This is a genomic window from Leptospira sanjuanensis (assembly GCF_022267375.1).
GTDB classification, from domain to species: Bacteria; Spirochaetota; Leptospiria; order Leptospirales; family Leptospiraceae; genus Leptospira; species Leptospira sanjuanensis.
The window spans coordinates 2110454-2131500 of the sequence record NZ_JAIZBH010000001.1 but is presented as its reverse complement, the minus strand read 5'-3'; the positions used below and the strand labels follow the sequence as shown (position 1 = coordinate 2131500).

Below are 21047 nucleotides of genomic sequence, written 5' to 3'. Positions count from 1 at the left end.
ATGAATACAACCTTATCCTCCTTGAAGCAATACGGAAGTCTCATCAAGTTTTCGCATACACTGTTCGCTCTTCCCTTTGCCGGAATCGCTTTCCTACTCGCGTTTCTAAAAACATACGGAAAATCCGTTTTGGAATGGGTGATTCTTTCCGTACTCATTCTGATTTCGATGGTCTTGGCCCGTTCGGCCGCGATGGGTTTTAATCGCATCGTAGATACGGATATCGACGCAAAAAACAAACGCACCCAGGATCGCGAAATTCCCGCCGGAAAAATTTCCAAACGTTCCGCGATTCTCTTCGTCGTTCTTTCCTCTCTCGGATTTATCGTTGTGTGTTGGTTCATCAATCCGATGGCTTGGTGGCTTTCCTTTCCGACTTTGATGATTCTTTTGGGATATTCTCTTGCAAAGCGGTTCACTTGGCTTTGTCATTTTATTTTGGGTTTTTCGATCGGTCTCGCACCTCTCGCTACTTGGGTCGCGATTCGGGAGGAAATCGTTTGGGAACCGCTTCTCTGGACGATCGGTCTTGCGTTCAATCTTGCGGGCTTTGATATTTTGTACGCGCTTCAGGATCGGGAGTTCGATCAAAAGGAAGGTTTATACTCGGTTCCCGCAAAATTCGGAAGAAGAAATTCTCTTTGGATCGCGATTGCGAGTCACGTGATTTGTGTCGGTTTTTTATTCGCCGCCGGAATCGTTTCCGGATTAGGTCCGGTGTTTTTGGTTTTTCTCGGGATTACTGCGTATCTTCTCTTTCAAGAACATAAGATCGCAAGAGCCGCGGGGGAGAATTTTTTTCCTCCGAAGTTTTATCAGATTCATTCCTATATTTCCCTGATTTTATTCGCGGGACTTTTGATCGACCGTTTCTTTTATTTGGTGATTCTCGGTTGATCGCGAGAAAGATTTTCCGAAAGGTCGGAAAAAAAAGAATGATCGAGCGGTTTTGAAGAAGCTGTGATGTCGCGTGAATCGTCGACTTTAAACAGTCGGATCGCGATTAAAAAGTATAGTATAATATTTGAATGGATTGGAACAAACTATGAAACTCGTATTGGGAATGGCCGGCGCCAGCGGTTCGATTTATGCGGAACGGTTTATCAAGGCATTGTTTACGATCGAAGGTACCACTTTTTTTATCTGCAGTCCGGCTTCTCTTCGCGTGTTTCGGGAGGAGATGGAATGTAAGGTTTCTTCTCCGAAAGAAATTTTGGACTTTATCGCTTCCAAATACAAACTGCAGACTTCTTCCCAGAAATTCGAGATCCGTAATTTTTCCGATATCGGAGCGGATATCGCTTCCGGTTCCAATCCTTGGAAGGCGATGACGATTCTTCCCTGTTCAATGAAAACGATCGCCTCGATTAACGCGGGTTTGACGGAGAATCTCATTGAAAGAGCGGCAGACGTAACGCTGAAAGAAAGAAGAACGCTCGTGCTTGTTCCGAGAGAAGCCCCCTATAATCGGATTCATCTCAAGAATATGCTGGAGCTTCACGACGCGGGCGGAACGATCTTACCCGCATCTCCCGGATTTTATCAGATGCCGAAATCGCTCGAAGACTTGGGGGATTTTATCGCGGAGCGAGTGTTTCGTTTGTTGGGAATGGAATTGGATCTGTACCCAAGATGGGCGCCTTCAAAAACGAACGAAGAATGAGAAAAAAATCAATCGTACACGGGGAATATCGGATTCGCAGCGATCAACGGAACGTTTTTATCGTTTCAGGAAAATTGTCTTTCGTTAAGCGAAATACTCGATGTCATGAATCTTCTTTTTGAGAGTGGATGCGTCTTCGTAGTTTTCTTTGGAAATCGCGTTGAACTTCTGAAGATACAATCCGATCAATTCTTCTCCCGTTTGTCCCGGCAAAAAAAGAGCCTTTTTGAAATTATCCAAATCGAACTCGGGGTGTTTTACGGAAAAATTTTCCACGAGCTGATCCATTTTGATCAGAGAAGCTTCTCTCGCGATTCCGGTCGATCTTCTGATTTTTAAGGAAAGATTGGCGAGAGCGTCTAGATATTCTCTGACCCCGCTTTCTTCCTCCGGAAAACTGACTTGGCCTCCGCCTACCTCTCTATTTTTGCAGATCTCGACGTACTTGATGACTACGCTGTTGAACTGATCCATTCTTTCCTGAATGTAATCGTTAGAGGCTTCTTTGGATGCGGGCATCTCGAAGTCACGGATTTTGATCACGTCGTACTTCTCGATGTTTTCGGAGATTACCTTCTTCAATTCCTCGTAACTTTCCAACGACACGGGAGGAAATGTTACGACGGGAAAGTTCTCTCCTATTTTTAGAAAGCTGACCACTACGTTAGACGCGATGATCTTCCCTCCGGGGCTGAGAGGGTTTTCACCAAAGACGTTGCAATATACGATCAAATTGCCCGTAGGGTTTTTTTCGGATCCCTTTTCAAACTTCAAGGTTCACCTCCCATCTCTATGTACAACAGACTCCAAAGCGCCTATTATTCCCACTTTTTTATTTCTTCATTTAGACTATCGAATATACTTTTGTAGGCTTGATATACGGGACCGTTTTTATCTTTGAGTACGGCCGGTTTCCCGTCTTCTCCCGCATTCATGATGTCCATTGTTAAAGGAATGCCACCAAGAAAGCTGGCATCGGATGATTCGGCTAACTTCTGCCCTCCGCCTTTGCTAAATATGGCAGAAGCGTGTCCGCACTTGGGACAAATGAACTCGCTCATGTTCTCGACAATTCCGAGTATCGGAACCTTTACTTGGGCGAACATGGCAGACGCGCGGTTCGCATCCAATAATGCGACCGACTGAGGAGTGGTTACGATCACGGCTCCGTTTAGATCGATCAATTGCGCGAGAGAAAGTTGAACGTCGCCGGTTCCGGGAGGAAGATCGATAAAAAGATAATCCAAATCGTCCCAGACGATATCGTATAAGAACTGTTCGACGGCCTTTCCGAGCATCGGCCCTCTCCAGACGACGGGTTGTTTTTCATCGATCAAGAAGGAAAAGGAAATGAGTTTGAGTCCGTCTTTTTCCAAAGGATAGATTTTATCTTCCTCCGCTTTCAGAGCCACTCTTCCGTTGACCCCGAACATTTTACCGACCGAAGGACCGTAGATATCGGCGTCCAGGATTCCCACTTTATATCCGAGTGATGCGGCCATCGCCGCGAGGTTCACTGTGACGGTGGATTTACCGACTCCCCCTTTTCCGGAGCCGATCGCGATGACGTTCTTCACACCGGGGATTTTGTTGGAATCGTCGAGAACGAGTTTGGGATCGACTTCGAACTTGATCTTTACCTTGCCCACTCCTTCGAGTTTGGTGAGAGTCTGACGAATCTGGGCCTCCAGTCCGATTTGAATTCTTCTGTCTTGGCTCGGAGTTTTGAGAAGAATACTCGTTTCTCCTTCTTGAATGTCGAGAGAACCCACCATGCCTAAGGACACGATGTCTTTTTTGAGTTCGGGATGTTTGATCTTCGTAAGTTCGCGTTGGATCTTAACTGCTTCGATTGTTGCCATTCTATTCCTTTTCTGAATACGAAACCAGCGGGGCTTTCGTAAATTTAGACTGTTCTGAATTGTAAGTATATCTTTGAATTTTGACGTTCCGTTTTTCGACTTCCAAAACATGGAATCCGCTTTCGTGTCGACGATCGGGAAGTCTCGTGCTGGACGCAGAATTGACCACGTAATACGGCAGAGATTCTCCGGGGAGTTTCACCCAGTTCGTATGAACGTGTCCATGCAGATACGCGAGAGGAGGTTTTTCCTTTAAGAGAGAGGCGATTTCATCGCGGTTTAGCAATTTATGATGTTCAGTTTCCTGACGATCGGCCGGATTCCAAATCGGATGATGACAAACAAGAATGTAGTCTTCGATCTTTTTTTCGGTAAGAATCCGATTCGTTTGCGAAACGATCTCCGGTTGTATCCTTCCATAAGCTCCTAAAATGGAAAGAGGAATGCTCGAATCCCAACCGACAAAATGAAGTCCGCTTATTTTTTTAATACGAATATAATGCGCGTTATGCGAAATCGATTCTCCCGAAAGGTCGGAATAATATTTTTCGTAGAGTGCATTTTCGCCTACGGACTGTTTTACGTAGCGGTCGTGATTTCCCGGAATATAAAAAACTTTTTCGCGAGGAAGTTCGCTTAACAATTTTCCCGCTTCTTTAAATTCGAGTTCGTGAGATACGTTCGTAATGTCTCCCGACACAACAATCGCGTCCGGATTTTCGGTTTCGATAAACCGAAGAATCGAATCCCAAACTTGTTTCGGATATTTTTTCTTTCTTCTCAAATTGTAGTTCAAGTATCCTACGAACATCTTTCCTTTGAGTTGGAAGAAAGGAACGGGAGTCGGAAAATGCAGATCTGATAAGTGAAGGATTTTCATTCGGATTCGAAAAGTTCCAAGATTCCCAGCAATTCCCCTTTGCGGACGATAGAACCCTTCTCTTTTATAATTTGCGTTAGTTTGCCTTTGACGGGAGACTCCATCGGGAAGCAAGCCTTGTCGGTTACTAACTCTAAAATTTCCTGACCTGGTTCCACCGAGTCGCCTAACTTCGAATTCCAATGTACGAGTTCGATCTTGTCGGTATCTCCAAGGTCCGGTGTGATCAATTCAAAAATGCCGGATTTTGGTTTCATGATTTAAAACAAACTTGCGTAAAAGACTTTGCGCATCAATGATACCTAAAAAACTCGGCGGGGATATATGGCAAACCAGAAAACAGCGCTCAAAGGCGACGAGATTCTGAAAAATATCGAGGCATTAAAGAAGAAGAAATTCTTTCATCTCGAACTCAAAGGTCTTACCAAACCAACCCGCGACATTCTATCGGAACTAGTAAACGGAATTTTAGACGAAATCGGCGCCAATCCCCTCGCCGGATTTCATCTCTTCAGCGGACTTATGGAAGCCTTGCTCAACGCGATTAAGGCGAATATTCGGCATATCATTTTCAGAGACGAACTTCTTAAGAAATTGGAACAGGGCGAATCCAGCCGGGAAGACGCGGAAGAACTCTTGGAAATCATTATGGAAACATCCCTACTTCGGGACGCGATGCATCGTTATATCGTTCCCGATAAGGTGAAGAAGCAGGTGCAAAGCGTTCTTTCCTTGGAAGATAAGATCCGTACCAAGAAGAAAGTTTTGACGGAAAGCGAGAAGGTTTTTCTCACCGATGTTCGTGAAAAGATCAAGAAATACAACATGAACATCTCCTTAAAGATTCGTATTACTCCGGACGAATTGAGTTTTCGGATTCGGAACGATTCGCCGATCCATCATTTGGATTTCGAAAGAATCCAAGAATCCAGACTCAAACACAAGGAACTCTACGATCAAGGAAATTCGGCGGACTTTTTTCGTCCCGAGTTTTTGAACGAAAAGGAAAGTGCGGGTTTCGGGATCGCGATGATCGACGAAGGATTTTATAGTATCGGTTTGAATCCTTTGGATCTTTTGACCATCACTTCGGGAGCTAGAACGACCACCGTTTATATGAAGTATCCGATTTCCGGTTTGAAGATGGATTTTTGAAAAAAATTCTAGCTTTAGATATTCTCCTTATGATTTTTATAGCTTAGGAACGTTTCATTCGGTCGGACTTCAGTTTTTCCAAATTTTCGAACTGAAAGGATATAATTTTGTTAAGCGACAATCGAATGTCGCTTAACAATGAGTTGAACCGTTTTCGGCGATCCTGAGAGTCCGTTTATGAAAGGAATTCGACCTTCACTCCCTGCGGGTCGTTCGGTATGGATCGATTCTGTAGATCTTACCGCTTCCAAAGTCGCTTAAATACACTTTCCCCGCAGCGTCTCTCCCAAACGAAGAAATCAAAACCGGCCATTTTCCGAGGGTATAAACTTTTTTCGCGGGTTGTCCCGATACGTCCGGAAGGTCCAAGGCCCATATTCGCCCGGAAACAAAATCGGCAAAGACGTACTTCCCGTTTAAATTCGAAATCGCCTCGTTGGAATAAACGTAGCCGCCCGTGATCGATTGCCCCTCTTCTCTTCCATACTCGTAGATCGGATCGGTCAAACCTTCCTCTTTGCAGTTTTGTTTCGGATCAAAGCAATGAGTCGCTTCTTTGGTATTCCATCCGTAGTTTTTTCCTTTTTCGACGATGTCGACTTCTTCCCAAAGATTTTGTCCCACGTCGGCAAGAATCAATCTTCCCCGCGGATCGAAACCGTATCTCCAAGGATTTCGAAAACCGTAAGCGAACGTTTCGGGCGCGCAGCAAGAGTCGTTTATAAAAGGATTGTCCGCAGGAATCTTATACGCTTTTCCGTTTTCCGTCGCATTCACATCCACACGAAGCATGCTCCCTAGAAAGGTTTTCGGATTCTGTCCGTTCTTTTTCGGATCGTCCTTCCAACCTCCGTCTCCCCATCCTATATAAAGATATCCGTCGGGTCCGAATGCGAGTTGTCCCGCGTTGTGGTTCGGATACGGCTGCTGCACTTCCATGATGATTCGTTCGGAAGCGATTTTAGAATTCGAGATATCTTTCGGATCCGATACGATCCATTCTCCGACTCGGCTCGTGTCCTTTCCGTTTACCTTCAACACATAGTTGAGATAAATTTTTCCGTTCTTTGCAAAGTTCGGATGGAACGCCAAACCGAGAAGTCCCTGTTCCGCTTCGGAAAGTACATTCAAAGTTAATAATATTCCGGTTTCATTCTTTCGAACCTTTCCCCAACGAAGAATCCCCTTCTGTTCCGTGACTAAAAAAGTTTGCGATTCTCCCGGAGGGAATTGAATGTCCGTGGGTTGTTTGAATCCCGCGGAAATTTCGGTAAGAGTAATTTCGATTTTTTCTTTTGTCGCGTCTTTTCCGGAATAATTCGGTTGAAGAAGATTCGGATCGCCTTCGCTTTTATATTTATCGGGAGCGCCGATAACTTCTACGAGAACCGTTTGAATCCACTCGCAGCCGTTCAACGCAAAAAGAACGGAAACGAGGATACAAAGTTTGGAAATCTTTTTCCAAACCGATGAAAGTGTAACGTTTGAAAAGGATGAAGGAAATTGCATGGACCTATTTGCCTTTTTTTCAAGAAAAGGTCAAATAGAATGCGCTTGATTTCAGTCGTACTAAAACCGAAATTGTGGGAACTCATACGAGGATCGGACTACGAAGAACGGTCTGATGGGACGTAATCTGTAGGAACTCCCTCTTATAGAATATACTGACTGAGATCCTTGTTCTGGATCACTCCCTGCAAACGATCGGTCACGTATTTCCCGTCGATTTTTACCTTTCTTTGAGCTTCGGGAAGATCCGGCCCTTCAAAGCTCACTTCTTCCAGAAGTCGTTCTAGGATGGTATTGAGTCTTCTCGCTCCGATATTCTCGTGTTTCTCGTTCATATCGTAGGCGATTCTTGCGATCTCTTGGATTCCATCCGTCGCGAATTCCAATTGAATTCCATCCGTCGATAAAAGGGCTTCGTATTGTCTCGTTAGGGAAGAACGCGGCGCGGTCAGAATTTTTTCAAAGTCTTCGCGGGACAGTTTTTCGAGTTCGACTCGGATCGGAAATCTTCCCTGCAACTCGGGAATGAGATCGGAAGGTTTCGTCATGTGAAACGCACCGGCAGCGATGAAAAGAATATGATCGGTTTTGACCGGGCCGATTTTCGTGTTTACGGTAGCTCCTTCCACGATGGGAAGCAGATCTCTTTGAACTCCTTCCCGCGAAACGTCGGCTCCGCTCTTTCCCTCTCTTCCCGCGATCTTATCGATCTCGTCCAGAAAGATAATTCCCATTTCTTCCACGCGTCGAAGCGCTTCCCTTTGGACCTTATCGGGATCGAGAAGTTTTTCCGCTTCGAATTCTTCCAGGGCTTTGAGGGCTTCGGGGATTTTGAGTTTCCGTTTTTTATTTTTTTTGGGAAGCATATCTCCCAAAACGTTTTGAAGCTGATTGTCGAGATCGTCCAAATTTCCCGCGCCGAATACTTGCAACATCGGAATCTGATTCATAGTCGGATTCGGAAGATCGAGTTCCACTTCCTGATCGTCCAGCTTTCCGTTTTTTAATTTCTTTCTCATAAATTCTCTGGTTTCGAGAAAATGAGTTTTTCTTTCTTCTTCATCGCTTAACGGCGATGAGGCGGCAAATCCCATTCCTTGTCCGCCGTGTTTGTTGTCTCCGGGAAACGGGAGGAGAATGTCGAGAAGCGCTTCCTCCGCTTTTTGTTTCGCCGTTTCTTCCACGCGGGTTCTGAATTCCTGTTTTACGAGATTCATCGAGATGACCGCGAGGTCGCGGATCATCGACTCGACGTCTCTTCCGACGTAACCGACCTCGGTGTATTTCGTCGCTTCCACTTTGAGAAACGGAGCGCCGCAGAGTTTGGAAAGTCTTCTCGCGATTTCAGTTTTACCGACGCCGGTCGGTCCGATCATGATGATGTTTTTCGGATAAATTTCCTCTCTCATTTCCGGATCCAGTTTTTTGCGTCTGGTTCTGTTTCTAAGAGCGATCGCGACCGCCTTCTTCGCATTTTTCTGACCGATGATATGTTCGTCGAGTTTGGCGACGATTTGTCTCGGTGTAAATTCCTCTTCGGTCGATGATATGAGTTCCTGGTCTGTTGCGTGGTCTGTCATAGATGGTTCTTTTAAAGAATTTCTTCTATCGTAATATGATCGTTGGTATAGATGCAGATGTCCGCGGCGATTTTCATCGAAGATTCCACGATTTCCCTCGGAGAAAGATCCGTGTGATCGTAAAGCGCGCGAGCGGCGGCTAACGCGTAGTTTCCGCCGGAGCCGATCGCGATCACCCCTTCGTCTGGCGAAATCACGTCCCCCGTTCCCGATATCAAAAAGGATTCGTCCTTGTCGGCTACGATCAACAAAGCTTCGAGTCTGCGAAGCATTCGATCCGTTCTCCATTCTCTTGCGAGCTCCACGGCGCTTCTGGAAAGACTTCCGCCGAATTCCTGAACCTTCTTTTCAAAAAGTTCGAAGAGTGTGAACGCGTCCGCGGCCGATCCCGCAAAACCGGAAAGAATTTTCCCGTCGTACAATCTTCTGATTTTTTTCGCGGTGTTTTTCATGACGGTATTTCCCATGGAAACCTGACCGTCTCCGCCGATGGCTACTTTTCCGTTTTTGCGTACACAGAGAATCGTGGTGGAACGAATTTTATTTTCTGGCATGTGGATGGGCCTTTCTATAAACCTCTTTGATTTTTTCCTTACTCACGCTGAGATAAATCTGCGTGGTGGAAAGCGAAGAATGTCCGAGCAATTCCTGCACCGCTCTGATATCCGCTCCCGCGTCGAGAAGATCGGTCGCAAAGGTATGTCTGAATTTATGGGGCGTGATCGTTTTTTCCCAACCCATTTTCTTTCTTCTTTCATTCAAAATATAACGTACGCCCCGAGTCGTCAGTTTCTTTCCTTTTTGATTCAGAAAAATTTCCTCCGCATCGGGGAAAAAGCCGTTTCGATAATCCAGATATTTCCGCAGAGAATCGACCGCCTCTTTTCCAAAGTATACGAATCGTTCTTTTTGACCCTTTCCGAGAACTTTGAGAATCGTTAGATCCTTGGAAAGAGCGGAAAGTTTCGCGTTGACCAACTCGAACACCCGAAGACCGGAAGAATATAAGACTTCGATCATGGCCTTGTCGCGGATGTCCAAAATTTCGGAGGTTCGTTCCGCTTCGAATTCTAAGATTTCTTCAGTTTCGTTGATTCTGAAATTTTTGGGAATTTCTCTTCTGACTTTCGGAAAGCTGATCTGCATCGCGGGATTGGAAGCGACCAAATCCTCGCGGAGAAGAACCTTATAAAACGTTCTCAGCGAGGAAAGTTTTCTGCTTTGTGATCTTCGATCGAGTCCGTGTTGTTTGGCGAGATATGCGAAATACGATCGTATGTCCACGGGTTCGATTTGAAGAATATCGAGTTGTTCCTTTTCGCAAAAGTCGAAGAAGAATTTCAAATCGATTCCGTATGCGTTCAGAGTGTTTTGCGAATAATTCTTTTCGATCCGTAAATACGTGATGAATTTTTCAGCCGCCTGATTTTGGGACGCGGATGCGAACGTAGGAAGTCGGAAAGGATAATCGCCCAATTTGAATGCTCCACAGGATAATTTCTTAAAAAAGAATTTTAGTCCGCCGGGAAAATCTGATTCTCTCTGCAAAATTAAAATTCTTCGAATAAAGCGGACGTTCATCGTTTCCTTGCGAGAAACGGGCGCGTTCCGTCTTTTTATTTATCGGAGAGTTTCTGAAATCCGTTTTTCCTTTCTCGGATCCAATCGGAGATTTTTTGCAAAGAAGCCTTTACCAGTTCGGGTATTTTTTCCTTTTCTTCGGGCCGAAAATTGGAGAGTACATAATCCGGAACTTCCGATGAGTGGGCGGGTTTTCCGACTCCGAAACGCAGTCGGAAAAACGTGTTCGCTCCTAACTTTTCCACGATGTCACGAAGTCCGTTGTGGCCCGCGTGACCACCCCCGCCTTTCAATTTCAACTTTCCGAATTCGAAATCGATTTCGTCGTGAATGACCAAAATGTTTTCAGGAGGAATTCCGTTTTTCTTTGCGATTTCGGCCACCGCCTTCCCGGAAAGATTCATGAATTCAAGAGGTTTGAGATAAAAGAGCGTGATTCCGTCTTCATCCGTTCTCGCAAGGGAATACTTCGAGTTCGTTTGATAGATTCCCCCCGAAGAAGAATCCAAAAAAGAATCCAGAATCACAAAACCGATGTTATGCCGGTGATTCGCGTATTTCTGGCCGGGGTTTCCGATGCCTACTAATAAAAGTTTTAAGTTTGCCATGGTTGAAGGATCTGATTGAGCATTTTTTCAGTCGCGTGTACGGCTGCGATCGTTTGATCCGGATGAACTCCCATAGTTTTGAAGGTTTGATCTTCCTCTAAATCGGCGGACTTATTCCAGGTGATCATGGTTTCGACGAGGGCGTCGGTTTTTCCTCCGGGAGGAATTCTGACTTCGTAGTCCATGAGTTTCGGAATGCTGATCCCGAGACGGTTCGTGATTTTGGTAAGCGCGTTCATAAACGCATCATAACCCCCGTCTCCTTCGGAAATTTCCTTATGTACCTTTCCTTGGTATTCGATTTCGATTTGAGCATGCGGTCTAATTCCGATACCGGAATGAATATTGCAAGATTTGATCGTAAGAACCTTTTCTCCGGTTCTACCCGAAACGTCGGCGATGATAAAGGGAAGATCTTCCGGTGTTACGAGTTTGTTTTGGTCCCCGAGTTCGATGACCCGTTCCAAAACCTTTTGCAATACGACATCGCTCAACACCATTCCGAGTTGTTTTACGTTTTCGGAAATGCTCGCTTTGCCTGCAAGCTTTCCCAACGCGTAACTTCTTTTCCGTCCGAATCGTTCCGGTAAAATCGGATTTGCGTAGAGATTTCCTTTTTTATCTCCGTCGGCGTGAACTCCCGCGGTTTGTGTGAATACGTCTTCTCCCACGATCGGTCTGTTTGCGGAGATTCTTTTTCCACTGAAGACCTCCACGAGTCGGCTCGCTTCCGTGATTGCAAGTTCGTTGACGTTCGTCTTAGCGGAAGATTTGTCGTGGATCGCGGTGATGAGCGCCTCAAGCGGTGTGTTTCCAGCCCTTTCTCCCAGTCCGTTCATGGATGCGTGCAAACCTTTTACTCCGGCGCGGATCGCTTCGAGGCTGTTCGCCACCGAAAGATCGTAATCGTTGTGTCCGTGAAACTCGAAGTGAAGTTCGGGATACTTCTGAATCAGGCTGTCGATTCCTCGAAACGTTTCCGCAGGAGAAAGAACGCCTAACGTGTCGGGAAGAAAAATTCTTTCGATATGTTCCTTGCTGAGATGTTCCACAAGGCTCATCACGTAATCGGGACTGTTCCGAAATCCGTTCGACCAGTCTTCGAGATAAACGTTGACCCTCAATCCGTTCTTGATCGCGTATTCGATGACGAAAGAAACGTCCGTGAAGAATTCTTTCGGAGTTTTGTTTAATTGTTTTTCAAGATGATGTAGGGAACCTTTCGTAAGAAGATTCAAAACCTTTGCACCGCTGTCTCGAATCCAATCCACGGTTTTGTTTCCGTCCACGAATCCCAAGAGTTCGATCCGATCGGCGATTTTTTCGCTCTCGGCCCATTCTATGATTTTTTGAACGGTTTCGAATTCTCCCTTGGAAACCCTTGCGGAAGCGATTTCCACGCGGTCTACGTTGAGTTTTTGTAATAAGAATTTTGCAATATTCAATTTTTCGGAAGTGGAAAAGCTGACTCCTCTGGTTTGCTCTCCGTCTCTCAACGTTACGTCTAAAATCTCCAGTTTGTTTTTCGTCTTTGTCATTTGAGATACCTTTTGAGAGTGTCCTTATCAGGACCTAATACTTCGACCAAAGTGGAACCCGGATTGGAAATTCCGAACTGCGAATAATCGACTTCCTTTAAAAAATCATGGGACCGGATCGTATCGACGGTCAATTTCTTGAGAATTCCCTCTCCGATTCCGTGAACGATTTCGATCAGCGTTTCTCCCGCCAAAAAAGCCTCTTGGATTTCCCGTTCGAGTTTTTGTTGGGCTTCCTCAAACCTGAGTTTGCGGATGTAGATCGTTTTCGCTCCTGAATATCCAGATTTGACGGAATTTTTTTTCATACAATCCGGGACTCTCTTTTACGTACCAGTGTTTTTTTGTTCGGGGCTACAGAAAACAAAGAATTTCATTTTTTATGCTTTCACTCTCTGAGCGATTCGGTACAATTTTCCATCCATCCATTCTATCAAAAAGAGGAAGGTTCGAAAATCTTGAGCGAACAACCAGAATCCAAAACGCCTGCAGCCAAGTTAGTGGATAAAAAAAGGATCGCGATTTGCGGGGGAACACTCGGACGCGAGAATCGGTATTACGTTCGAGGTCAGGTTGTGGACGCGGGAATCACGGAAGAAATGCGGGACGATTCCCGTTGGGATCTGATGAACGGTCTTTTCGAAGGCCAGGAATACGAAATCACTCCGTTTTTGGATTACGGTCTCGAACCGGTCCGCAAACCGATCTTAGTCGCGGAAATCTGGGATGAATCAAACAACCTCGTACACCAATCTCCCGAAATCAAAGGAGACGACGGCGGATTCTTCTTTCACGAATTCACAAAACCGTTGACCCCCGGAAAGTATACGTTTCAGATTCATTTTCGAAGATTGGATTCTTACAGACAATTCACCAAGGACATCGCCTATCTCAATCAGAAGGGAAAGAGCGAAATTTCGGGTCAATCTCTGATCGGCAAAGGTAAGCTTCGAATTCTTCCCGAAAACTTCAGCGGCTTCGTGACGACTTCGGACATCGATCAAACCTATCTCGCGACCGACATTCATTCGAACAAAGGAAAACTTTCCACGTTATTCGAAACGCCGCAGCAAAAGCTTCCTCTTCCCGGAATGCCCGCGCTCTACCGCGAAATCCGAATGGCGACCGATGATTCTCCCTTATGTTTTATTTCCGCGAGTCCGCATTTTTTCAGAAGAACCTTGTTAACGACGATTCGCAGTCATTCCATCGTTACCGAATCGTTGCATCTCAAGTATCTGGAAGGAACGATCAAAGGGATCGTCGAAAAATTTTGGGATTCGGTGACACATCCGGCCAAATTCATCACGGACGGAATTTTGGGTTCGGTGGAACGAATTCGAAAATTCGCCGGAGCTTCGTTTCAGAGTCTGTTCGATCAGATGAGTTATAAACTTACGATTCTTCTCCGGGATCGTTTGTATCTGCCCACCAACTCAAAGGAAATATTGATCGGAGACAACACCGAAAGCGACTATCTGATCTTTCTTTTGTATCAATACATTCTTTGCGGAAAAATGCAGGGAAAGGAATTGGAAGATTATCTCTATCATCTCAATTTTTTGGGAAGAGACGCGATCACGAGAGACGCGGCAAAAACGATTCGCGAACTCGGAGAAGAAAACCGCAAGATTCACGGAGATGTAAATTCCGTATCGCTCGTTCTTATCAATAAAACCGCGCACGGACCGGACGAAGAGGAAATGCACTGGAACGTTCAGAGCGCGCTTCCCGCGGGAATCGATCCGTTCAAACAAAAAGAAATTCGTTCGTATGTTCTTACCGAAGGCGCGCCGGGGTTTGCGGTCGTACTTCAAGATAATGGAATATTAGATACTTCTGCAGTGTTTCGAATCGTCGCGGAAATGGCTGGAGAATGGATGGAAGGCCATGTGATCGATTCTCAAGCGATTATGGACTGGATTCGAGATCTTTCTTTGCCGGGCGATTATCAGGACGAAAAGGATCTGATCTTGGAAGGATTGAAGAAGGCTTTCAACAAGGAAGAAATTTCTTAAAATCGAATCAGAATCAGAATCAGTTTTTTTGTTTTTTGATGCGGATTGTTTTGTCGGACCAAGTTGCGTGGGAACTCATACGAATTCCCGTTTCACGATCAAATGTGGGAACTCATACGAATTCCCAGTTCACGATAGAATTCTTCTAAGAATTGGTTTTCCCCGTTTTTTGTCTGCGAAACCAGAAAAACAAAACCGCGAAAATCACGATCAAAGTAAGAATGATCCTATTATAAATTTCTAAAAAACCCAGAACGTCTTCCCAGTGCGACCCGAGATAAAAACCGGAAAAAATCAAAATTCCGCACCAAAGAGAAACGGCTATGCTGAAAGCTCCGAAAAACAAAATCGGATTCATCTTCACCATTCCGGCGACGATCGAAACAAAGAATCGGATTCCCGCGGAGAATCGGCTGAACAAAATGACTAAGATCGAATTTCTGCGAAACCAAGCGAACGTCTTTTCGATCGATTCTTCGTCGTAGAGAGAATCCTTAAACGGAAAATTCTTTTTGCGAACCCAATGCAGGAACATTTGTCCGAAACGATACATGATCCAAGCCCCGAATAAATTGCCGGCAAACGTGCTCGTAACCAGAGCCGGCCAACCGAATGAATTCAGATTTCTTGCGACGAGAAATCCTCCGAACACGGTGATCGTATCTCCCGGCCAGGGAGGAAAAACGTTTTCCGCAAAATTGGAGAAGGCGAAAAAGAGCCAGAGAAAGATCGGGTCCGTTTCGGAAAAACGGTTTAGAATTTGGATCAGCGTTTCCTGAAAAGTCATGGAGGATGAATAAAAGAATTGTCAGTGACGGAGCATAGGGTTCAAGTAAAAAAAAGTGAACCTTTCATCTATGAAATTTTCTTTTTCCATGTTCCAGCACGTTTGGAAAACCGTTTTTCTCACAACAGCGGTTTTCAGTCTTGTCTCTCCCGCGTTCGGCGAAACTTCCAAGGATAAAACCGAACTCTATCGTTATAATAAATTGACTCTGCAAAATAATCCCGTTCGAAATCCGAGATCGCTTCCGATCGAATTCGTTCCGGAAGGTTCGGATCTGATCTATTCCACGGAATTGAAATCCGAGCGCGGTTATTTCGATACGAGAGAATCCTTTCTTTTGTTCACGCACGTATTTAAGAAAAAGCAGATGGAAGTTTATTATTCTTCCATTTTTAAATCGCTCTATTGGAAAGTCCTTCAGGAAGAAGTAACCGATTCCAAAACGATCATCATGGCGGAAAGCCAAAACAAAAAAGTCGTAACGATTCAGATCGAAGCACAGGACAACGGAAGCAGAATCAAACTTTTCTATAAAAAATCGGGAACTTGAACGTCATGATCGAGCCAGCACATGCAAACCCCGAACCGGGAAAATATACGTTTCTGATATTCTTTTCGATCCTGTTTATCTTCGCGCTCGGCGTTTTCTTTCTCGTATTTCGTCCGTATTTGTATTCTTCTTTGATGGCGCTGATTTTGTATCTCGCAACCAGAAGACAATACAAACTCTTGAAGGGATATTTAGGGGAGAAGTTTCAGTGGCTCGTACCGTGGATCATGATCACTCTCGTTTCGATGATCGTTCTCATCCCATCGTATTTCGTGATCCGCACCTTGATTCAAGAGGCGCTTTCGATTCTTTTTAAAATGAGAATTTCGTTAAGCGAAGACAAGGTCATCGAAACTCTGATGAACTTCGCGATGCTCACGGATTTCATCACTGACAACGAATTCTTCTGGGTAAAAGTTCCCGAAATCTACGGAGAATTCGCGGAGAACTACGTCGATATTCTCAACTTGGATTCGATCTACGGAATTTTGAGCAACGCCTCTTCGTTTATTTTAGGAAACATCGAACTCCCGACCGGAATTCTGATGAATCTTTTCTTCGCTTTGCTCGTTTTATTCTTTTTGTATCAAGACGGAAAAAAAGTCGAACGGTTCATCTTGGACAATCTTCCCTTTTCCAGACAACTCGAGGAACAGGTGGGAAGAAAAGTGACGTCCGCCGTACAAACCGTAATCCGCGGAAATCTCATCATTTCGATCTTACAGGGAACTGCGATCTATGTCCTTCTTTTGATCGCGGGAATTTCGAGTCCGTTTTTATACGCGAGTTTGGCCGCTTTTTTTTCCATCATTCCCGTGATCGGAACGTCGGTGGTTTGGTTGCCGATCGGGCTTTATATTCTCTTTTTGGAAAACAATCCGATGATGGCCGTGTTTTTTATGGGAAGCGGTTTGTTCTTTTATCTCGCTCTGGAGAATTTCGTAAAACCGAGAATGCTCGATAAAAAACTGCAGGTTCACCCTCTTCTGATTTTTCTTTCCCTCATCGGAGGAATCAAGGAATTCGGAATCATGGGACTCGTTGTCGGACCGGTCGCCGTCACGTTAGTCGTCATTCTTTGGGATTTTTGGAAACTCTACCGTAGAGAATTGATTCTGAACAAGGGGCATCGGTAAACCGATTGGAAGATTCCAAACCACTTTCCGTTTCGGAAGTCACGAGGATTCTCAAAACTCTCATCACCGGATCCAAGGACTTAAAGAACATCTGGGTTCGGGGAGAAATCTCCAATTACAGCAAACCCAGTTCCGGACATATTTACTTTTCGCTGAAAGATTCCGGATCGCTGATCCGTTGCACTTTTTTCAATTATTCCAATAAGAATTATTCCGGAAAACCTCTCTCCGACGGAAAGGAAATCCAAGTCTACGGAACGGTGACTCTTTACGAAGCGGGAGGTTCTTACAACCTCAACGTAACGCGGGTCGAAGAACTTGGACAAGGCGATATTCTTCTTCAAATCGAAAAGTTGAAACAAAAACTGGCTGCGGAAGGACTCTTTGATCCCGAACGCAAACGGAGAATTCCTTCGTTTCCCAAAACTCTCGGAATCGCGACCTCGCCTTCGGGTGCTGCGATCGAAGACATCATCAAAGTCGCCCGTTCCCGATTTCCGGGGATCAACATATTGATCGCGCCTTGCGTCGTTCAAGGGGAAGAAGCGCCCGATTCGATCGTATCCGCCATTGAAGAATTGAACAAACCTTCGTGGAACGTGGACGTGATCATCGCGGGACGAGGAGGAGGAAGTTTCGAGGATCTTATGGCGTTTAACGACGAAAAGGTGATTCGGGCTTATGCTGACTCGAGGGTCCCGATCATCTCCGCTGTCGGTCACCAGACGGACGTATTGTTAAGCGACTTTGCCGCCGATTTTTATACGCCCACTCCGACGGCCGCGGCGGAACACGCCGTTCCGAAGGAAGAGGACGTTCTTCAGTTTTTATCTCAGTTGGAAGGAAGACTACGAACCTCTTTGCAGGCAAAGGTTTCTTCGAGCAAGGATCGGCTTCGACTTTTGTCCGGAAAATTCATTTTCAAAGAACCGATGCAGCTTCTCAATCAGAGAAGTCAAAGAATAGACGAGATCGGAGTTCGATTGCAGAAAGCCGTTTCCAACAAAATGGATTTGGCGAAAGTTCGACTCGAACGATACGATAACCTTACATCCAAGATTCGGAATATTCTATATCATAAAAAACAAAAGGCCGAGTTTTGGACTTCCAAGGTGGAGGATCTTTCTCCGGCGGCTACGATGAAGCGCGGTTACTCCATCGTTCGAAATCAAAAAGGCAACATTATACGATCTCCGGAAGAAACCAAGCCGGAAGAAGAATTGCAGGTTTTGCTTTCCGGTGGGACGATGCAAGTGATCAGAAAAGGAAACTAATATGGCAGAATCAAAATCTAAAATTTCATTCGAAGAAGCTCTGATGGAACTTGAACAAATCGCGGAAAAATTGGAACGCCAGGATTTCAGTTTGGAAGAATCTCTCAAGGCTTACGAACGAGGAATGGAACTCAAAAAGATCTGCCAAGGAATTCTGGATACTGCCGAAGGAAAGATCGAAGCTTTAACCAAAGACGAAACAAAAAAAACGGTGAAAACCGGATTCATCAAAGGCGGAGAATCCAAGTCGGAATCGAAATCTTCAGCGTCTTCTTCTGCAAAGTCTTCCGAAGAAGAAGACTTGTTCTAATCGAATCGAACTATCTTAAAAATGATTCCGGTAGAAGTTCCGTTTTAGGATCTCTTTTCACCGTTCAATTCTTCGAACATTTATTTTCACAGTACGGTCGCATCCCTAACTTATAAGCTGGGGATACGTATTTGCTTCCGATCCGAAAAAACGGGCAATCCTCCTTTTACCGTTTTGTTGGAAAATAAAATCCAATGGAATCCAAATTGGGAATAAGGAAAACAAAATGAATGTTTCGGTGATCTTTGCGATCGGAGCGGCGCTTTTATCTTTTTATCTGGTTTTAATCGAATCGTATTGGATCAACGGAACTCCGCCCTCTTTTTTTTCGAACGCTAAGGAATTCACTCGGATCGCCTCCGAGTTTTTATCAGGATATTTTCCGGGAAAAAATCTTTCGTTTCTCTTTGGATCTCTTCGGATTCCGGTTTACGCAAGTCTGTTATTCTCTGTTCGGGAACTTAAAAAACAAGGAAGCATGTTCGAGAGTTTTCCGAAAGAAAGCGGATTTCTGACGAAATCGCTTTGGGCCGCGATTGTGGTCGGCTTGTTCGGAAGCGTTTGGGATCTTCTACAGGGGAATCAATCCGGATTTCGTTTCGTGTGGATCGAGGCTGCATTCGTCGGTTCGTATGTATTCGGAATCGGTTTTCTGGGAATTCGGATCAGATCGGAAAACGGACGGATCGGAACTTTTCTAACGGTTTTAACCGTAGTATCGTTGTTAGCTGGATTCTACTTTTATCCCCTCCTGCACGGCGTTTTGTTTCCTATTACCGTCGGATTTTCCTTCCTTTTGTTAGGAGGAGTTTCTTCCCCTTGGATTCTCCGGTTTAGCGAATGGATCGGTGAGCACGCGACGAACAAAAGAATTCTACTTTTTATAGGAGCTTCCGTACTCGTTTCGGGATCCATGCAGCTCCTGGAGCAAATGACCCCGGTTCCAGAAGGAACTCCGATTCCCGTAAAATTGGATTTTCGTCCGTTTTCGACGGCAAAGGATGTAGAGACGGTTTTCGGTATTTACGGTGAAACGGGAAGGAATCTATACTTCTGGGGAAACGTATTGGATATGATTCTTCCGATTCCGGTTTGTTTGATGATCGGATCCATATATTCGAGATTCTCCACGTATCTGAATTTTCCGAAGGTATGGAACGTATTGCCGTTCGGCTTTCTCGTTTTTGATCCGATCGAAAACGCGATCATGATGTATCTTCTATACGTTTGGCCGATCGTTCCGGAAGGACTTGTCGCTTTGAATGGGACGATTACTTTTTTGAAGTTAACCTTCGTTTTACTCGGCTACGCGTTGTTATTCGGAAGTCTCCTTGCTTCAGCGATCCTATTCATATTTAAAAAATTAAAGAATTCGAATGTATGATGTGAAATCGAATGTTCGTTACGGGATTTCGAAAATTCGATTCGAAATCGATATTCGATTTATAGATCGGAGTCATAAAAATCCGATCTGCGTTTTATGAAACGACGAAAAGAATCAAAACCGTTTCCTCTGTTTGTTTTAGTTCCGGAATTGCGTTGGGGATAAAAAATCTCCGAAACGTTTTACCATTTTAAAAATAAATATGTGAGGAACTATGATCTTAAAGTTCTTAAAATGGACCGGGACCTTTCTATTGATCGTCGTATTGGGCGTCGCGGCGGCTACTTTGATGCGACAGAATTTAAAATACGACGCACCGTATCCGGACGTGACGTCTTCTTCGGATCCGGCCGTAATCGAACGGGGGAAACATTTGGCGACGGGCCCAGCCCATTGTGTTGAATGTCATAAGAACGTAGCCGAAGTGGAATCCGGTGTTCCGATTCAGCAAGCTTCGCTTTCCGGAGGACAGGTATTCGCGCTTCCCGTCGGAAATTTTTACACTCCGAACATCACCCCCGATCCGGAAACGGGAATCGGTAAACTATCTGATCGGGAAATCGCCCGTTCTCTTAGATACGGAGTGCGCGCTGACGGAACGGTCCTTTTCGATTTTATGCCCTTTCATAATACGAGTGACGAGGACCTAACGTCGATTTTATCCTTCCTCAGGAGTTTGCCTCCGAAATCGAATCCGATCCCAAAACACGAATTGAATCTAATCGGAAAAGTTCTCAAGGCCTTTGTTGTAAAACCGGTAGGACCCAAGGGAGACGTTTTGAAATCGATCGTTCCTGCGGCGACCGTGGAATACGGTGAATACTTGGCGGGAAGCGTGGCCAACTGCAACGGATGCCACACCAAACGGAACATGATCGGAGAATTCATCGGAGAACCGTATGCGGGAGGTGCGCCGATGAAGGAACCCGGGAAGGAAACCTTAATTCCACCCAACTTAACGCCTCATTCGGAAGGAAGAATCTCGCTTTGGACCGAGGAAGAATTCTTAAAAAGATTTAGGCTCGGAAAACTTGTGGAGCACAGCCATATGCCTTGGGGTCCGTATGCAAGAATGAGCGATATGGAATTGAAAGCGATTTATCGATTTTTGAAATCTCTAAAGCCTGCCATCAATCCGGAGTAAAATCGTTTCTTAAGAAATAAAATTTTAAACCGACGAACTCTGAAATCGTTTCGAGAAGGTCGGTTTTT

Annotated in this window: 22 protein-coding genes; 10 read left to right on the top strand and 12 right to left on the bottom strand. The window is 45.1% G+C overall.

The window, feature by feature from the left end; translation table 11 throughout:
- Together LFX17_RS09565 and LFX17_RS09560 are read left to right on the top strand one after the other, a co-directional pair.
- Positions 1-897, top strand: a complete 897-nt coding sequence (locus tag LFX17_RS09565; protein WP_238730048.1) for a 4-hydroxybenzoate octaprenyltransferase — start codon at positions 1-3, stop codon at positions 895-897.
- Positions 898-1045: 148 nt separating this feature from the next.
- Entirely contained in the window at positions 1046-1663 is a 618-nt protein-coding gene (locus LFX17_RS09560; protein ID WP_238730047.1) for a UbiX family flavin prenyltransferase, read from the top strand.
- 84 nt (positions 1664-1747) lie between these two features.
- Here the strand turns inward: LFX17_RS09560 and LFX17_RS09555 are convergent, their stop codons facing one another.
- From LFX17_RS09555 to LFX17_RS09540, 4 genes are read right to left on the bottom strand one after another with little or no spacing between them, the layout of a single operon-like run.
- Complete coding sequence (locus tag LFX17_RS09555) at positions 1748-2437, bottom strand: hypothetical protein (protein ID WP_238730046.1); 690 nt, start codon at positions 2435-2437, stop codon at positions 1748-1750.
- Between the two features lie 44 nt (positions 2438-2481).
- Complete coding sequence (locus tag LFX17_RS09550) at positions 2482-3525, bottom strand: Mrp/NBP35 family ATP-binding protein (RefSeq protein ID WP_238730045.1); 1044 nt, start codon at positions 3523-3525, stop codon at positions 2482-2484.
- Position 3526: 1 nt separating this feature from the next.
- Entirely contained in the window at positions 3527-4405 is an 879-nt protein-coding gene (locus tag LFX17_RS09545) for a metallophosphoesterase family protein (protein ID WP_238730044.1), read from the bottom strand.
- Positions 4402-4662, bottom strand: a complete 261-nt coding sequence (locus tag LFX17_RS09540) for a lipoyl domain-containing protein (RefSeq protein WP_238730043.1) — start codon at positions 4660-4662, stop codon at positions 4402-4404. The genes LFX17_RS09545 and LFX17_RS09540 overlap by 4 nt, the downstream gene beginning before the upstream one ends.
- 67 nt (positions 4663-4729) lie before the next feature.
- On the opposite strand from LFX17_RS09540, the gene LFX17_RS09535 reads away from it, so the two are divergent.
- On the top strand, positions 4730-5560 hold the full coding sequence (locus tag LFX17_RS09535) for a hypothetical protein (protein WP_238730042.1): 831 nt from the start codon (positions 4730-4732) through the stop codon (positions 5558-5560).
- Between the two features lie 195 nt (positions 5561-5755).
- Here LFX17_RS09535 and LFX17_RS09530 read toward each other — a convergent pair whose 3' ends face one another.
- The 7 genes from LFX17_RS09530 to LFX17_RS09500 all read right to left on the bottom strand — a co-directional run bounded on the left by LFX17_RS09530 (position 5756) and on the right by LFX17_RS09500 (position 12684).
- A complete protein-coding gene (locus LFX17_RS09530; RefSeq protein WP_238746293.1) occupies positions 5756-7069 on the bottom strand; it encodes a PQQ-dependent sugar dehydrogenase in 1314 nt (437 codons plus the stop codon).
- Between the two features lie 143 nt (positions 7070-7212).
- Positions 7213-8649, bottom strand: a complete 1437-nt coding sequence (hslU, locus tag LFX17_RS09525; RefSeq protein WP_238746291.1) for an ATP-dependent protease ATPase subunit HslU — start codon at positions 8647-8649, stop codon at positions 7213-7215.
- Positions 8650-8660: 11 nt separating this feature from the next.
- Positions 8661-9203: an ATP-dependent protease subunit HslV gene (hslV, locus tag LFX17_RS09520; RefSeq protein ID WP_238746289.1), complete on the bottom strand. Its 543-nt coding sequence runs from the start codon at positions 9201-9203 to the stop codon at positions 8661-8663.
- Positions 9190-10125, bottom strand: coding sequence for a tyrosine recombinase XerC (gene xerC, locus LFX17_RS09515; protein ID WP_238731564.1), 936 nt, complete (start codon positions 10123-10125; stop codon positions 9190-9192). The genes hslV and xerC overlap by 14 nt, the downstream gene beginning before the upstream one ends.
- 140 nt (positions 10126-10265) lie before the next feature.
- Entirely contained in the window at positions 10266-10838 is a 573-nt protein-coding gene (gene pth, locus LFX17_RS09510; protein WP_238730038.1) for an aminoacyl-tRNA hydrolase, read from the bottom strand.
- Positions 10826-12376, bottom strand: coding sequence for a (R)-citramalate synthase CimA (gene cimA, locus LFX17_RS09505; protein WP_238730037.1), 1551 nt, complete (start codon positions 12374-12376; stop codon positions 10826-10828). Before cimA ends, pth begins: the two co-directional genes overlap by 13 nt.
- Positions 12373-12684 (bottom strand): Smr/MutS family protein, encoded by a 312-nt coding sequence (locus LFX17_RS09500; RefSeq protein WP_238730036.1) that lies wholly within the window; start codon positions 12682-12684, stop codon positions 12373-12375. The genes cimA and LFX17_RS09500 overlap by 4 nt, the downstream gene beginning before the upstream one ends.
- 150 nt (positions 12685-12834) lie before the next feature.
- On the opposite strand from LFX17_RS09500, the gene LFX17_RS09495 reads away from it, so the two are divergent.
- Entirely contained in the window at positions 12835-14394 is a 1560-nt protein-coding gene (locus LFX17_RS09495) for a phosphatase domain-containing protein (RefSeq protein ID WP_238730035.1), read from the top strand.
- A gap of 145 nt (positions 14395-14539) precedes the next feature.
- Here LFX17_RS09495 and LFX17_RS09490 read toward each other — a convergent pair whose 3' ends face one another.
- Positions 14540-15181, bottom strand: coding sequence for a DedA family protein (locus tag LFX17_RS09490; RefSeq protein ID WP_238730034.1), 642 nt, complete (start codon positions 15179-15181; stop codon positions 14540-14542).
- A 70-nt stretch (positions 15182-15251) separates the two neighbouring features.
- Between LFX17_RS09490 and LFX17_RS09485 the strand changes: the two genes are divergently transcribed.
- The 6 genes from LFX17_RS09485 (at position 15252) to LFX17_RS09460 (ending at position 20979) form a co-directional block, all read left to right on the top strand.
- On the top strand, positions 15252-15731 hold the full coding sequence (locus tag LFX17_RS09485) for a hypothetical protein (protein WP_238730033.1): 480 nt from the start codon (positions 15252-15254) through the stop codon (positions 15729-15731).
- Positions 15732-15736: 5 nt separating this feature from the next.
- On the top strand, positions 15737-16867 hold the full coding sequence (locus LFX17_RS09480; RefSeq protein WP_238730032.1) for an AI-2E family transporter: 1131 nt from the start codon (positions 15737-15739) through the stop codon (positions 16865-16867).
- Positions 16868-16872: 5 nt separating this feature from the next.
- Entirely contained in the window at positions 16873-18141 is a 1269-nt protein-coding gene (xseA, locus tag LFX17_RS09475) for an exodeoxyribonuclease VII large subunit (protein WP_238730031.1), read from the top strand.
- A gap of 1 nt (position 18142) precedes the next feature.
- Positions 18143-18451: an exodeoxyribonuclease VII small subunit gene (locus LFX17_RS09470; RefSeq protein ID WP_238730030.1), complete on the top strand. Its 309-nt coding sequence runs from the start codon at positions 18143-18145 to the stop codon at positions 18449-18451.
- 226 nt (positions 18452-18677) lie between these two features.
- Positions 18678-19835: a hypothetical protein gene (locus LFX17_RS09465; RefSeq protein ID WP_238746287.1), complete on the top strand. Its 1158-nt coding sequence runs from the start codon at positions 18678-18680 to the stop codon at positions 19833-19835.
- Positions 19836-20049: 214 nt separating this feature from the next.
- Positions 20050-20979, top strand: a complete 930-nt coding sequence (locus LFX17_RS09460; RefSeq protein WP_238746285.1) for a hypothetical protein — start codon at positions 20050-20052, stop codon at positions 20977-20979.
- Positions 20980-21047 lie beyond the last annotated feature (68 nt).